Consider the following 14229-nt stretch of genomic DNA (forward strand, 5'->3'; position numbering starts at 1 on the left):
CTGCTCGAGACAGGCGGATTCAGACCCCAACTACACCCTCGATTGGGATGAGCCCGTTTGTGTGTTCTGCGCAGTCGCATCGACTTCTTGGATGACCGTCTCCGCATGCATTGAGACGCTCATTCGCTGGGTTTGACGTGGGGTTTCGAGGGATTGGTGGGTTCCTGCACATGTGTTGCTCGTTTGAGCAACCAGATTAGGTTGACTCTCGATGGCTGCCGTTCTTAGCTTGTTTCCAGGTCAGGCCGGCTCGTGGTTGAGGCGGTCACTTCATGGGTTAAAGCAAGGAAGACAATTCTCTCTAGAGATAGAAGTCACTTATGACATCCGGTAACAGCGAAACGGCAGCCGAAATCAAGCTCAAGGATTTTCTCCACGAGGACTTGATTCTGCCGCAGGTCGATGTCGATGACCAGACAGCCCTGTTTCAGCTGGTCAACGGTGTTGCACTCGAACATGGATATGTCAACGATAAATTCCTTCCCAAGATTGTGGAACGTGAGAAGACATATCCCACCGGGTTGGAGCTTGCGGATGGCGCAGTCGCCATACCGCATACCGATGCCGACACAATTGTGAACGAATTTGTCGCTGTGGTGACTTCCAAGTTGGCCATAGCCTTTCATCGCATGGATGATCCGACTGCCCTGGTGCATCCGAAACTCTTTTTCGTGCTCGGGCTCAACAAACCTCATGCTCAGGTCAAGATGCTCCAGCGGCTGGCTGCTGTGATCCAGGACCAGGAGTTGGTGAGGGAGCTGGAAGGAGCCCACTCGGTCCAGGCCATCACCGAGTTGTTGAGTTGAAACACGTCCGATCTTGAATCCGAGAGTCAGTGATCTCTCGGTATGCCGTTCAAAGAAATAGTCGATCAGGAGGAAATCATGAAGAACAGCGTGAAGGTACTGGTTGCGTGCGGTGCAGGAGTCGCCACTTCCACCGTGGTGATGCAGAAACTGGAGGACCTGTTCAAGGAGAACAAGATCAACGCCCAATTGATTCAGATCAAGATTGCAGAGGCTTCATCTCGGCAAAAAGACGCAGACATGTTGGTGTCGACCAGTCTGCTTCCCACGCAATATTCGATTCCCGCCATTGTGGCAATGGGCTATCTCACAGGAGTCGGCAAGGACAAGCTGGACACCAAAATCATCGATACGGCGCGAGAGATTCTGGAAGGCTGATCTGAATCACAGGAATATTCTTCCAGTGCTGGTGCGCAGATGCCAGGGGAGTGCAGTGTTGCGCAAATCCCCGAAAGCCAGACGTGCCAGGAAATTGCAAATCGGTAGGCCCTTGTTGCGCCAGTATCGATGAGGGCAGCTGGCTGGTTCCATAAGTCGCTCGCTGAAATGGCGGAGTGGCAAGGGGAAACAGTACAGGGTGAGATTTTGGAATGCATTGTCACTGCGATTAGTGGGTTCCTTCCTCTCGCAAGAACAATGGAGTTCCTCGGCAGAGCCGAGGCAGCACAAGCAGTTCAACCAGCTGTCATGTCGGATTTGGTGCGCGCTGGTTTGGAGCAAGAAGTCAAAGGAGACAGTTAAATGAATGCCCTGACCCATGCGGTTCAGTACTTCCTGAACCTGGGCCCAAGCGTGATGCTTCCCGTGTTCATCTTCATCATTGCCCTCATCTTCCGGGTCAAACCAGGCAAGGCATTGCGTTCCGGTGTCACCATCGGCATCGGCATGATTGGCATCAACTTGGTCCTCGGCCTGCTGAGCGACAACATCGGTCCTGCGGCGCAGGCGATGGTGACCAGGTTCGGGTTCCACCTGACGATCATCGATGTGGGTTGGCCCGGTGTCTCGGCTGGTACGTGGGCGCAGCCCATCTCGGCGGCGATCATCCCATTGGCCGTGATCGTTAACATCGTCATGCTCTTGTTGAAGCTGACCAAGACGATGGATGTCGACATCTGGAACTACTGGCACTTCGCGGCTGCGGCGGCCACCGCACTGATCGTCACGGGCAACTTCTGGTTCGCCCTTGCCATGGCCGTGCTCTATGAGGCTGCCTGTCTGATCTTCGCCGACAAGACCTCACCAATGGTACAGAAGTACTACGGACTTGAAGACGTCAGCTTCCCCACCGGTTCTGCCGTGGCCATGGGCATGGTGGGCATTCCGATCGGCTGGGTGATCGGCAAGATTCCCGGAATCAACAAGATCAAGGCCGATCCGGAATCCATCCAGAAGCGCTTCGGGATTTTCGGCGAACCGTGGGTGATGGGTTTCGTCATCGGTGCGATCATTGCTGCTCTTGCCGGATACGACGTTGGCAAGATCGCCCAGGTGGGCATGAACATGGCTGGCGTCATGTTCCTCATGCCGCGCATGGTGAAGATCCTCATGGAGGGCCTGATCCCGATCTCGGAGGGCGCGCAGGAGTTCCTGCAGTCCAGGTTCAAGGACCGCAAGATCTACATCGGCATGGATGCTGCGCTGTCCACCGGATCGCCAGCGGCGCTGTCCGCGGGCCTGCTGTTGGTGCCAATCACCTTGTTCCTCGCGGTTGTCCTTCCCGGCAACAGGGTGCTGCCATTCGGCGATCTCGCGACCATCCCCTTCTTCGTCGCCCTGATTGTCCCGTCGCGGAAGGGCAACATCTTCCAGATCGTGCTGACCGGCACAGTCGTGATGGCCCTTGCTCTGCTGATGGCCACCGACTTCGGTTCCGTGATGACTCAGATGATGCAAGGTGTCGTCAACACGCCTGGTGGGGCCACGGAGATGAGCAACCTCGACACCGGAGGCAATCTGCTCAATTGGCTGGTGCTCAAGCTCTCGCAGCTGTGGAACCTGGTGTTCCACTGAGCCTCGTGCGCCATCGACCGGACGGCTCGATCGGGGATCTCCCGGATGTCCGGCATGGTCGCAAGGCGTGGCATGGCCCTCAGCGTGACATCACCTGTTTCATCAGGGGGTTCGCGTTGGGGGCGGTGCTGTGTCGTTAGTCAAACCCCTGCTGGAGAATGCGAGAAAACTATTCACTTGAAGAGTCGTTAGTGGCTACTCGGACTTCGAGGTTGGCGAGATGAATGCGCATCTGCTTGATCGCTTCGTCAGAATCACGATGCCTTACAGCTTCCAAAATGGCTCGATGCTCAGCCACTGCTATTGGAGCATCTGTTGCACCAATTCCTATCGTTTGCCGCATCCTGTGGACTCGAAATGAGAGAGCATCAACTGCCTGGGCTATATAGCGGTTCCCACAATTCTGGAGGATCACTTCATGGAAAGACCAATCGGTTTCGAAATACTTCCGGAGATACTGATGCGTCTCCTGGTGTTCTGGCATCAGTAGCTCAGTGGCAGCACGTTCATGGTTCCTGAAACTCGCTTCTAATTCTGAGAGAAGATCATCTGGATGCCGCATAGCGCGCTCGATGGCGCCCGGCTCCAGGACTAGACGGGCATCGGCGAGTTCAGCCATCTGCTCTCGTGACATGGGCGGAGACACTCGGTAACCTCGACGTGCGTTGCGCTGAACTAGACCTGTGGCCTCAAGTCGAGCCAATGCTTCACGCACTGGTGTCTGCGAGACCCCTAGTGACTGGGACAAACCATCTATGGATAGCGATACATCTGGTTGAAGAGTGCCCCATGTCAGCATGTCGAGGAGAGCGTCGTAGACGTCATCGGGAAGCGTCTTGGCCGTAATGGGCCCCAATGGGTGCGTAGCAGCAGGTCGCTCTTTCACCCTTCGATCTTAGGGGCTTGGAGAACGACCTTATCCAAGACTTGGAAAATGCGTCCCCAGGCAAATGCAGGGCGCTCCGCGCTTCGATAGGAGTGTGTGGCACACATCTAACGCGGGGCACCCTGTTAGCTTTCGCTGGCAAACAAGGAGTTGACTTAAATGATGTTCTCCACGAAGTTGGGCTGACTAGGGTATTCCGTTTTCGCCATGGGGTTCTTACCTTGCCAGGAGTGCCGCGCGACCACGGTTCCGATCGCTCCGGCCATGAGAACCGCCGCTAAGAAGTACATTCCATTCTTCGCAATTCCTGTTGCATCTGAAATCGCCCCGACCACATATGGCCCGACGAACCCACCGATATTGCCAAATGAATTAATAAATGCAATGCCAATGGCGGCGCTACCACCGATTAGATACCTCGTGGGCAACGGCCAAAACACTCCGGCAATGGAGTACAAGCAAAAGGCTGCGAATGCCATAGCCGCCAGCTGGGCAATCGGACTTGTCGCCATTGCTGCCAAGGCCAGACCTGCCGCGCTCCCCGTGAATAGTGCCATAAGGGGGATCCAATTCTCCTTGAACCGGCTAGCCCAGCGGGATGTCACCCAAATTCCTACTATTCCGAATATGTAAGGAATGCTGGACAACCATCCTGTTGCAAGGTTGGTGTGGGCGAATGCCTTCACAACAGAAGGTACCCAGAAACTTAGACCATAGATACCCACTGTTGACGGAAAGAAAAGGAATGCGAAAGCCCACACATACTTCGACTTGAGCGCATTGAGTGAGTTCTTGTGTTCAATTTGTCCTAGTTCGAGCTTGTCCTTCGCTAGTTCGGTTTCAATCCATGTCGCCTCAGAAGGCGTAATCCACGAAGCTTCGCGCGGGTTGTCTTTCAACCAAAAAGCCGTGGGAATTGCCGCAAGGACTGCCACGCCTCCGCAAAGAATAAATAGCCAATGCCATCCTCTAAGACCGAACAGATCGAATCCGAGAATCCAGCCAGCCAATGGACTCATGATTAAGAATGCCAAGGGCGCAGCCATGACAAAAGTACCGGTTGCCTTCGTACGATGCCTCTGTGGAAACCACAGTGTTAAGTAGTACAGAATTCCTGGATAGAAGCCTGCTTCGGCGACGCCCAACAGAAATCGGAGGACGTAGAAGGTATGTACGTTCGTAGCCAGAGCCATGGCCATAGTAACCAAACCCCAAGTCACAAGGATTCGTACAAACCATTTTCTTGGTCCAAAGTGAGGCATCAAATAGTTTGACGGCACTTCGAAGAGAAAGTAGGCCAAGAAGAAGAGTCCAGCCCCGAGCCCATAGGCGGTGTCAGACAACCCAATGTCTGCACCCATCTCCAGCTTTGCAAACCCGATAACTGACCGATCCACATAGGCCACGGTATAAAGAACCATAACAAATGGAATAATTCGACGTGTGATTTTTTTGATGAGGGCGCGCTCATCAACTAAACATTGCGATTCAGCCATAAGTTTCATCTCCTTTGATGAAATAGGTGAGAAGTCATGCTTAGATTATGATGCTGACCTTTCGATTTCCGCAGTGGGGAAGGTACTCCAGTCGCGGATATTCGATCTGGGCATTATTCAGCTGTGGCCCTGCGGTGCAGGCCCAAGCTCGGCAAGCAACAGCTGCATTTTCGCATAGGCCTTATTTCTGTAGGCAACGAGTTCGTTCTTGGATTCAGCGTCAAAATCCCCGGTAATTCCCTTCCCGTTTTTAATTCCTAGGCGGCCATCCGAAACCTCTTCCTTAAGGAGTGGAGGAGTGGCGAGCCGTTTTCCATAGGCATCCTCAAAAGTCTTGAAGCAGTTGGCATATACATCAAGACCGGCTTGGTCGGCAATTGCAAATGGGCCAAAGAATCCAAGTCTGAAACCAAAGGTTGTGCGCACGATTGTATCGACATCTTCGACTGTCGCGACATTCTCTTCAACCACATTGCAAGCTTCTTTGAGCAAGGCGTACTGCAGCCGGTTCAAGACCATTCCTGGTTTGTCAGCGACTTGGGCCCCTTCCCGACCACACCTGGCAAGCACTTCTTTGACAGAATCGATCGTAGCTTGACTTGTCTTGTCACTTGCAACCAATTCAACTCCAGGAATGAATGGTGCTGGATTTGAAAAGTGGACAGTCAAGAATCTCTCCGGATTGGTAACGGCGGGTTCCAAGATATGAACAGGGATCGTGGAGGTATTTGTCCCAATAATTGCGTCGATGGGTGCTGTGCGGCAAATGCGTTCGAGTACACTCAACTTGACATCAGGAACCTCAAAGACTGCTTCCTCGACGAAGTCAGCATTTTTGACAGCATTCTCGATGCTTCCGCCATTTTTTAGGTGCTGGGCGATTGTCTCGCTCGACCCTGGCAGGAAAAGGCCTTGGTTCTCAAATTCCTTAGCTTCTTTGAGCAGGCGATTCAAAGCTTGCGCAGACTTTTCTTCGTCGGCATCAGCAATTGTGACATCATATCCACCCAAGGCAAGCGACTGGGCAATTCCGCCGCCCATATACCCTGCGCCCACAACCGTAACATCCGTGATTTCTTTGCTCATGATTACTTTCTATTGGAAATATTCTGGTTTGAGGTGAAACTTGGGGATCCTGGTATCCGTTCCGCATTTCAATATGGTGACACCAGGCCAACGTATAGAATCAGACGCCCATCGTCACTGTTTCTCTGGAGTTGCTCTTGATCAGTTTGTGGGCGCCAGTCAAGACTTGTCGGATATATTGTGCATTGGTAGCACCGACACCCAACCAGTCACTTCCATAGTGTTCCGTCATGAATGGTCCTGAATAACCGAGAATAAGGGCTTTGCGGATAATGGTCCGATAATCAATCACGCCATGCTCCAGTGGGACTGGCGCTGAGAAATATGATTCGGTGGCTGGGTCCTCGTCACGCAAGTAATTCTTGATATGCCAATAGTTGGCGAATGGAAGCACTTTTTCATACATGGAACTTGCCGACGGCATCGGCCTGTGCAGCCGGATGAGGTTTCCGATGTCTGGATTGATTCCGACCGCAGGATGATCGACTTCCCTGAAGAAGGAGACCGCATCTTCGGGTGTGCCCAAGTAAGTGTCCTCGTACATTTCGAGGCTGATTTCTAGACCGCGCTGCTGAGCATGATCGCCCAACTCTCGTACTCTTTCCACGGCAAGTTGGCGTAGAGCGGGATCATCGTGGTGACCCTCCTCCAACCAGAACCAAAGTGCATGCTTCTGCGCATCAGTCAGGCCTTGCTGGAATCCGACATTGACGATGGTTGCCCCAAGATCTGCTGCACGGTCGATGGTGGCGTGGATGGTGGCGAGATTACGGAGACCGTGCTCTTTGTCGACTACGCTATTCCGACCGATGGAGATGGCAGCCACCCCCAAGCCGACCTTGTCCAGAAGCGCCTGGAATTCCTCGAAGCGCTTGGGGGAGAGTTCGGCTATTGGAATCCAGTCATCCATCGGATCAATCTGGGTGAAACCGAGTTCGGCGACCTGGTTGAGTTGATCCTCCCAAACTCTGATAGGTGCGATGCTGATGGGCGTGCCGTCCTCGGCGATGGGACCGAAATTCATTTTGCACGCAATGGGCCAGGTTTCAGGTGTATACACGTTTTCTCCTCTAGTTGGTCATTGATGCAGTGTGCGACTGCTCGATGAGATTGGTTGCCTCGTCAATTACTCGGGAGACATTTCTGGGGTCATGCACGAATCGACCTAAGAAGAGTCCGTCCACGGTGTTGCACAGCGAATTGAGAGTCCCCGGTCCGGCGCTGCCGCCGTAGAGTAGGACGAGATTCTGGTAGCGCGACGTCAACTCATCTTTAGCGGTCCCACACACCTTGCGCACGTACTCGGCAGGCGCAGGATGCTGAGCGCCGATGGCCCAGTGCGGTTCATAGGCGACGACCACCCGCGCCGTGGAGGCCTGTTCCTTCACCAGAGCGAGTGCGGCGTCCACCTGGGACACGACAACAGACGCCGCGTCATCAGAATTTCCTGGCGCTGCCTCCCCCACGCAAATGATCGGTGTCATGCCATGACGCATGACGAGGGAACATTTGGCTGCGATGTCGGCGTCCGTTTCTCCCAGCAAACTCCTGCGCTCAGCGTGACCGATCTCGACCATGGACACGCCGATCTCCGCGAGTTCGGCTGCACTCACTTCCCCGGTGAAAGCTCCCTGCTCAGTAGATGCCACATTCTGTGCACCCACTGGATTGGGCTGCAGGATCTGGACAACCTCCCGCAACGCGGGGTAGGTGGGAACGACGAAGAATTCGATGAGCCCTTGGGTCACTGCAGGTGATGCCGACAAGATCCGTGACACCGAATGTGCCCACTCGAGGGTATGCGCATGACTGAAGTACATCTTGAGGCTGACCCCGAGGAGAATCCTCGGGCCGTCCGCGGTCATGACACGCCTTCGTACTCGCGCAGAACTTCCAGCTTGGCATTCGATGGGCTTGCCGGATCGAACTGATATCCCAACCATTCCTGGGCAAGCCTTCGGGCGAGTTCCAATCCTATGACGCGTTCGCCCATGCAGAGGACTTGGGCGTTGTTCGACAGAATGGAGCGTTCCACAGAGAAGGAATCGTGTGCCGTCACCGCTCGGATTCCTGGCACCTTGTCGGCCACCATTGCCATTCCCAGACCCGTACCGCAGATCAGAATCGCCCGGTCTGCATCGCCTCGTTGGATTTTTTCGGCAGCAGCGATTGCCACTTCAGGATATGGAGTGTGCACGCCGGCCATCACTCCAACGTCCCCGACAGAGATGACACGGGGATCTTTCTCCAGGTCCTCCTTGATTCGTTCCTTGTAATCAATCCCTGCATCATCGCTACCAACGATGATTCTCAGTGCAGCTGTTGAACCGGTCATGATCGTTTTCCTTCTTCCTGTGGTTGTCGAAGTCACAGCTGCGGTACTGGAACCTGCTCTTTGCTGATCGTTGTGGAGTGTTCTCGAAGCACATCGGACAATGCGGTGACGATCAGTGCGAACGACACGGCCCCCGGGTCAGGAGTCCCGACGGCTTTGGCTCCATGTGACCGCGCCCGCCCGAGTCGGGGCATCATTGCGGCTGTCTCCTGTGCACCAGTCGTGGCGGCCGCTGCTGCCTGTTGCCAGGCTGTGACGATGTCTTCTGAGGGATTGGCGCACAGCGTTATGGCGAACGGAGCCAATGCATCGACCATCGTTTTGTCGCCTTCGTGTGCCCCCCCCTGGGCGACTACCTGGGCATGGGCAGCTGCGACACCTCGCCGAATTGCTTCAGGCGTTGGAGCATTTGTATCGCCGATGGCCTGGGCGACCGAACGCAGCATCAAGCTCCACAGTGCCCCTGAAGTACCGCCGGCTGCATCGCTCCAAAAGTCGGCAGCAGTCTTCAGGACGGTGCCTGCGCCAGCACCTACGGCAGCTGCTTTTTGCCCGGCCGCCAGTGCCGCGTGTGCCCCACGCTGCATACCCAGACCATGATCACCGTCACCAGCGATCGAGTCGATTCGACCCAATTCATCGACGCTCTCGTCGACTGTGCGGTTCAATGCGGAAAGCGCATCGAGTACCACAGGTACGATCGCTCTTGATTGCCCCGATCCGGTCGTCACGGCCGTGAGAGGGTCATCTACGAGTATCCGTGATTTGCCGACATCGACTGACAAACCTTGGGACGAAGAATCCACCTGCCCTTGAGTGTAGGCAGCAGATTCAGCGGGAGCGAACCACATTTCCCTCAATTCCTCGTCCGGCCAGAACAAGGTCAGCGAAACACCGCTCATCTCGAAACTTGTACAGAACTCACCGATCTTCGCATCGGCGATCTCCACACCTCGTTCTGTCAGCATTCTCTGGATCTGTGCGAATACGGCAAACATTTCTTCGTATTTGAAAGCACCCAGCCCATTGAGAATGGCAATCACTGGGGAACTTCCCGTATCACAATCACTGGGCATATCAGCGAACAACTTCCCCACAAGGAGCTCGGCCAACCCCGCCGGCGTTGGGACATCGCTCTCTTCAAGTCCAGGCTCCCCATGAATACCGAGCCCGATCGCCATACGTCCTTTCGGCACCTGAAACAGAGGTTTGTCTGCGCCGGGAAGGCTGCAACCGGTGAATGCGACGCCGATGGAGCGTGTACGGCTGTTGGCGCGCTGCGCCAGGTCAGCGACAGCGCACAAATCCTTCCCTGAGGCGGCTGCTGCACCGGCAACCTTGAAGACCACGAGATCTCCAGCGATTCCTCTGCGCTTTCCAACATCCTGCGCGGAGGCGGAGGAGATGTCATCGGTGACTGGGATCGAACGAACAGGAATGCCGCTGTCCTCAAGTCGTGCTGCAGCTGCATTGAACTGCAGCACATCACCGGCGTAATTGCCGTAACTCAGCAGGACACCGCGACCCTGATCAGCGATTCGGGCCACGCCCTCCACCTGGTGCGCACTGGGGGACGCGAATATGTTGCCCAGGACCGCCCCGTGCGCCAAACCTGGGCCGACCAGGCCACCGAAGGCCGGATAGTGGCCCGACCCTCCTCCGATGACTATCGCAACTTCGGCGTGATCACTTCGGGTGGTTCGAACAACTCCGCCGGGCACTTGTTGCACCAAGTCGCGATGCGCTGCAACGAAGCCTTCTGCTGCATCACCAGCGAAGGTTTCTGGGTCATAGATCAGATATGCCATGGTGCTCTCTCCGTTGAGTCCACTCGTAGCTTTCAGACATCAAAGATCCTATAGGATCTATGCCTCATGTCAAGACTTTGTCCTGAATCTGGTTTGCCCATCCTGGACTCGCCGACAAGGTACAGATTTCTCGGTGATACCTCAGGAAGTAGCGTTGCGCTGCTGCTTCCGCTCTGAGAGCTTGGAATCCAGCGTCTGTTGGCGTGACATGAATGCGTCGGGAGCGGAGGAGTCGGTCCTGCGTTGTCAGTCTTCGTCAGACTTGTCGAACACGCTTCGCACCTCGTCGAGGATGAACTGCATGGCCTGCCGGGCGGCGTTGTGATCGCCAGCAAAGATGGCCTTTGCCACCGCTTCGTGGGCATCCAGGGCTTCGGGCTTGGGCTGGGGCGGCATGAGTTCGAGCTCGGTGCGTCCTTGCAGGACGGTGGCGACCAAATCACCCAAGGCCGCAAACAGCTCGTTGCCGCTGGACTCCAAGATCTGGCGGTGGAACTCGATGTCGTGTTTCATGAATTCGTGCAGCTCGCCGGACTCCCCGGTGCGACGTAACTCAGCCGCGATGGGTGGGAGCAACCCCCTGACGCGCAGGGGTGCATTGACAGCGGTCATTTCAGCGGCGATCGGCTCGACGGCCATTCGCAATTGAGTTAGTGAGCGCAGCTGGGCCTCGCGCTGGTTCGAGTGCAGCCGCCAGTCAATGAGGTGAGGGTCCAGAACATGCCAGCGATCGACTGGTTCGGGGATCAGGCCGATCCGTCGGCGTGAAGTCACCAAGCCCATGGCTTCAAGACGACGAGACGCCTCGCGCGCAACGGTCCGCGAAACCCCGAAACGGGTCTGGATGTCGTCGAGGGTCCGGGAGACATGGGGAGCCCATGTTCCATCAATGATCTCGATGCCCAGCTCCCGTGCAATGGCCACATGCATCGGTGCCCTTGCCGTCCCCATGCCTGGCCTCCTCATATGCTGCGCTTGAGCTTACGGCACTCGCTGCGAGAAGATTGGATCCTCACAAGAGCTGGGCGTCTCATTCTCTTGATAGAGATTCCCTTTGTGGTTTATAGTCATCCCATTGAACCCCAATGAGGGGGTTCGGTTGAAAGGTCGATGATGACATACACACATCTGGTAGTCATGGGGGTTTCCGGCTGCGGGAAGACAACGGTGGCCACGGCGATCAGCAAGAAGTTTGGCTGGGAGTTCGCCGAGGGGGACAAGCTGCACCCGGCGGCCAATGTCGCCAAGATGAGCGCAGGCCATCCACTGACTGACGAAGATCGCTGGCCCTGGTTGGACAAGATCGTTGAGTGGATTGCCGAACAGGATGCCCAGGGGAAGTCCACGGTGACCACCTGCTCCGCGCTGAAGCGCGCCTATCGCGATCGCCTGCGCAAGGCTCCCGGTCGCATCCTCTTCATACACATGGTCGGTTCCGAAGAGCTGCTCGCCGAACGAATGGCCAGCCGTGAGAACCACTACATGCCGCCGTCGCTGCTGCCCTCCCAGTTCGCGACACTGGAGCCCCTTCAGAACGACGAGCGCGGCTTCTTCCTCGAGTCTGAGCTTCCCCTCGAGGAGCAGGTTGCCCGAGTCGTCCGCGTCATCGGGCCCATGCCCGCTACGGCCTGAGGGAGATCACGACCGTGAACACACATCTCGTACTGGCGGCCCTCGCGGGCATCGCCACCATCGTTCTTCTCATTGTCTGGCTGAAGGTTCACCCCTTCCTCTCCCTGATGGCAGGTGCCGGAGTGATGGCGGTATCGGCTGGAATGCCGTACGCCAACATGTTCAAGAGCTTCACCACTGGCTTCGGCGCGACAATGGCCGACGTCGGCCTGCTCATCGTGCTCGGATCGATCATCGGCACGTTATTGGTCGCCTCAGGTGGTGCCGATGTGATCGTCGACACGATCTTGCACGGCACCTCGATCAAATGGCTGCCGTGGGCAATGGCCCTGATCGCCTTCGTGATCGGCATTCCGCTGTTCTTCGAAGTCGGCGTCGTGATGATCATCCCTGTCGTCATGTACGCGGCCGTCCGGTCCAAGGTGCCCGTGATGTTCGTGGCCATCCCCGCGTTGGCCGGCCTGTCCGTGCTGCACGGGCTGGTTCCACCGCACCCCGGACCGCTCATCGCCATCAGCGCCTTGAATGCCAACCTCGGCATCACCCTGGGCCTTGGCCTGCTCGTCGCCGTTCCCGTGCTGATCGTCTCGGGTCCGCTGCTGTCCAAGATCATCGTCAAATGGGTGCCGATTGCACCTCGTACCGACTTCCTCGGTGGTCAGAGTCCCGAGATCAAGAAGGACGCCAAGAGGCCTCATTTCCTTGCTGCGCTCATCGTTGTGCTGCTGCCCGTCATCCTCATGCTGGCCCGCACCATTGTGGAGCTGACCAAGCACGACAAGACGAGTGTGGGGGCGGCGATCGTCTTCATCGGCACGCCTCTGATCGCACTGTTCATCACGGTGATCGTCGGCATGTTCGTGTTCGGCTACACGCTCTCGCGTTCCCGTGACGAGGTGAACCAGATCGTCAGCTCCGCCTTCGGGCCCATCGCCGGAATCCTGCTCATCGTGGGCGCCGGTGGCGGTTTCAAGCAGACGCTGGTGGACTCCGGTATCGCCAACATGATCGGCCACGCCCTTGCCCAGTCCGGTCTCCCCATCTTGTTCGCGGCCTGGTTGATGGCAGTTCTGATCCGCCTGGCAACCGGTTCGGCAACTGTGGCGACGATCACCGCAGCGGGCATCATGGCGCCCATGGCGGCCGGCATGTCACCCACTCACGTGTCCCTCATGGTTCTGGTGATCGGTGTCGGATCCCTGTTCTTCAGCCACGTCAATGACGCAGGGTTCTGGATGGTGAAGGAGTACTTCGGCATGACCGTGGTGCAGACCATCAAGTCCTGGTCCTTCATGGAAACCGTGATCTCGGTCACCGGCCTGGCCTGCGTGATGCTGCTGAGCGTGATCGTCTAGGTGTGATGCCCAGGGATGTCGTTGCGGCGACATGGTCTGAGCGGCTGGGGTGGGGGGCCTCTGGTTGTGAAGTGGAATCGTTGAGTTGAACCGCTTCACGAGTCAGGAGGCCCTCCTGCTCCACGCCAACGCTGCTCTGACCAAGGCGCTCGGCTCCCTTTGGCGCGTCTGATCGTCGGTGCCGGCTAGGACGCCGACGATCCCCACCCGGATCGTGAGGGCCAGGTGGCGCCGCAGGCTGTTCGGCCCCAGGCCAGATCGCCGGTGAGCTCGGGCTTGCCGTGTAGACCGTTCACACGGTTCTGGTGCACTGTCGGATCAACCGGCGCCCGACGATCAAACGCACCACCGGCGAGCACGAGCGTCCTGGGGCGTTGATTAGTGTCCGACGCCACGAAGTTCGGTTGTATCCCCGGTGACGGGCACCGCTTCGTGGGACGCAGCAGGGCCTCATGCACCGGGTCGCGACGCAACCCTCCGCAATCGCGAGGGAACCCGTGACACGCGCTATCAGCCTCGCCGTGGTATCGGCCACCTGTACACCGTGATCGATGACCACTCCTGGATCCCTGTACCGAGATCTGCATCGGCGAGAAGTCCCTCACCGCGATCGGCGTCCTGCGCCGGGCTGTCGCCTGGTTTCGCCGAGGCGTCACCATCGAGCGCGTGCTTTCGGACAACGGCACGGCTTACCGTTCACACGTGTGGCGTGATGCTTGCGTAGAACTTGAGATCATGCACAACCGATCCTGGTCTACCGGCTCTTCACGATTGAGGGTGTAGTTGGGGTCTGAATCCTCCGGCCTCGAGGA

Annotated in this window: 13 protein-coding genes and 2 pseudogenes; 6 read left to right on the forward strand and 9 right to left on the reverse strand. The window is 56.7% G+C overall.

Going from position 1 to position 14229, the window contains the following annotated elements:
• Positions 1–320 precede the first annotated feature (320 nt).
• The 3 genes from ABF648_RS10710 to ABF648_RS10720 all read left to right on the forward strand — a co-directional run bounded on the left by ABF648_RS10710 (position 321) and on the right by ABF648_RS10720 (position 2819).
• Positions 321–806, forward strand: a complete 486-nt coding sequence (locus ABF648_RS10710) for a PTS sugar transporter subunit IIA (RefSeq protein WP_415632256.1) — start codon at positions 321–323, stop codon at positions 804–806.
• Positions 807–884: 78 nt separating this feature from the next.
• Positions 885–1184: a PTS sugar transporter subunit IIB gene (locus ABF648_RS10715; protein ID WP_415632257.1), complete on the forward strand. Its 300-nt coding sequence runs from the start codon at positions 885–887 to the stop codon at positions 1182–1184.
• Positions 1185–1547: 363 nt separating this feature from the next.
• Complete coding sequence (locus ABF648_RS10720; protein ID WP_415632258.1) at positions 1548–2819, forward strand: PTS galactitol transporter subunit IIC; 1272 nt, start codon at positions 1548–1550, stop codon at positions 2817–2819.
• A gap of 169 nt (positions 2820–2988) precedes the next feature.
• On the opposite strand, the gene ABF648_RS10725 is transcribed toward ABF648_RS10720, so the two are convergent.
• The 9 genes and pseudogenes from ABF648_RS10725 to ABF648_RS10765 form a co-directional block, all read right to left on the reverse strand.
• Positions 2989–3438: a GntR family transcriptional regulator gene (locus tag ABF648_RS10725; protein WP_415632268.1), complete on the reverse strand. Its 450-nt coding sequence runs from the start codon at positions 3436–3438 to the stop codon at positions 2989–2991.
• Between the two features lie 36 nt (positions 3439–3474).
• Positions 3475–3705: pseudogene (locus ABF648_RS10730) on the reverse strand (GntR family transcriptional regulator); the annotation flags it as partial.
• A 155-nt stretch (positions 3706–3860) separates the two neighbouring features.
• Positions 3861–5201: an MFS transporter gene (locus ABF648_RS10735; RefSeq protein ID WP_415632259.1), complete on the reverse strand. Its 1341-nt coding sequence runs from the start codon at positions 5199–5201 to the stop codon at positions 3861–3863.
• A gap of 117 nt (positions 5202–5318) precedes the next feature.
• Entirely contained in the window at positions 5319–6287 is a 969-nt protein-coding gene (locus ABF648_RS10740; protein WP_415632260.1) for a 3-hydroxyacyl-CoA dehydrogenase family protein, read from the reverse strand.
• A gap of 100 nt (positions 6288–6387) precedes the next feature.
• Positions 6388–7347: a sugar phosphate isomerase/epimerase family protein gene (locus ABF648_RS10745; RefSeq protein WP_415632261.1), complete on the reverse strand. Its 960-nt coding sequence runs from the start codon at positions 7345–7347 to the stop codon at positions 6388–6390.
• Between the two features lie 10 nt (positions 7348–7357).
• The gene (locus ABF648_RS10750; RefSeq protein WP_415632262.1) at positions 7358–8152 is read right to left on the reverse strand and encodes a triose-phosphate isomerase family protein; all 795 of its coding nucleotides are present in this window, start codon (positions 8150–8152) and stop codon (positions 7358–7360) included.
• Positions 8149–8622: a ribose-5-phosphate isomerase gene (locus ABF648_RS10755; protein WP_415632263.1), complete on the reverse strand. Its 474-nt coding sequence runs from the start codon at positions 8620–8622 to the stop codon at positions 8149–8151. The genes ABF648_RS10750 and ABF648_RS10755 overlap by 4 nt, the downstream gene beginning before the upstream one ends.
• Before the next feature lie 32 nt (positions 8623–8654).
• Positions 8655–10430 (reverse strand): dihydroxyacetone kinase family protein, encoded by a 1776-nt coding sequence (locus tag ABF648_RS10760; RefSeq protein WP_415632264.1) that lies wholly within the window; start codon positions 10428–10430, stop codon positions 8655–8657.
• A 246-nt stretch (positions 10431–10676) separates the two neighbouring features.
• Positions 10677–11381, reverse strand: coding sequence for a FadR/GntR family transcriptional regulator (locus tag ABF648_RS10765; RefSeq protein WP_415632265.1), 705 nt, complete (start codon positions 11379–11381; stop codon positions 10677–10679).
• 159 nt (positions 11382–11540) lie between these two features.
• On the opposite strand from ABF648_RS10765, the gene ABF648_RS10770 reads away from it, so the two are divergent.
• The 3 genes and pseudogenes from ABF648_RS10770 to ABF648_RS10780 form a co-directional block, all read left to right on the forward strand.
• Entirely contained in the window at positions 11541–12062 is a 522-nt protein-coding gene (locus tag ABF648_RS10770) for a gluconokinase (RefSeq protein WP_415632266.1), read from the forward strand.
• A 14-nt stretch (positions 12063–12076) separates the two neighbouring features.
• A complete protein-coding gene (locus tag ABF648_RS10775) occupies positions 12077–13417 on the forward strand; it encodes a GntP family permease (protein ID WP_415632267.1) in 1341 nt (446 codons plus the stop codon).
• A 175-nt stretch (positions 13418–13592) separates the two neighbouring features.
• Positions 13593–14152: pseudogene (locus tag ABF648_RS10780) on the forward strand (IS481 family transposase); the annotation flags it as partial.
• Positions 14153–14229 lie beyond the last annotated feature (77 nt).

This window comes from Propionibacterium sp., assembly GCF_047719395.1.
Classification (GTDB): Bacteria; Actinomycetota; Actinomycetes; order Propionibacteriales; family Propionibacteriaceae; genus Propionibacterium.

Bases quoted from the DNA above. Each gene is read 5' to 3' on its own strand.
- ABF648_RS10750 (WP_415632262.1), bottom strand. From the start codon at position 8,152: ATGACCGCGGACGGCCCGAGGATTCTCCTCGGGGTCAGCCTCAAGATG.
- ABF648_RS10725 (WP_415632268.1), bottom strand. From the start codon at position 3,438: ATGGCTGAACTCGCCGATGCCCGTCTAGTCCTGGAGCCGGGCGCCATC.
- ABF648_RS10710 (WP_415632256.1), top strand. From the start codon at position 321: ATGACATCCGGTAACAGCGAAACGGCAGCCGAAATCAAGCTCAAGGAT.
- ABF648_RS10755 (WP_415632263.1), bottom strand. From the start codon at position 8,622: ATGACCGGTTCAACAGCTGCACTGAGAATCATCGTTGGTAGCGATGAT.
- ABF648_RS10720 (WP_415632258.1), top strand. From the start codon at position 1,548: ATGAATGCCCTGACCCATGCGGTTCAGTACTTCCTGAACCTGGGCCCA.
- ABF648_RS10760 (WP_415632264.1), bottom strand. From the start codon at position 10,430: ATGGCATATCTGATCTATGACCCAGAAACCTTCGCTGGTGATGCAGCA.
- ABF648_RS10740 (WP_415632260.1), bottom strand. From the start codon at position 6,287: ATGAGCAAAGAAATCACGGATGTTACGGTTGTGGGCGCAGGGTATATG.
- ABF648_RS10735 (WP_415632259.1), bottom strand. From the start codon at position 5,201: ATGGCTGAATCGCAATGTTTAGTTGATGAGCGCGCCCTCATCAAAAAA.
- ABF648_RS10770 (WP_415632266.1), top strand. From the start codon at position 11,541: ATGATGACATACACACATCTGGTAGTCATGGGGGTTTCCGGCTGCGGG.
- ABF648_RS10715 (WP_415632257.1), top strand. From the start codon at position 885: ATGAAGAACAGCGTGAAGGTACTGGTTGCGTGCGGTGCAGGAGTCGCC.
- ABF648_RS10765 (WP_415632265.1), bottom strand. From the start codon at position 11,381: ATGGGGACGGCAAGGGCACCGATGCATGTGGCCATTGCACGGGAGCTG.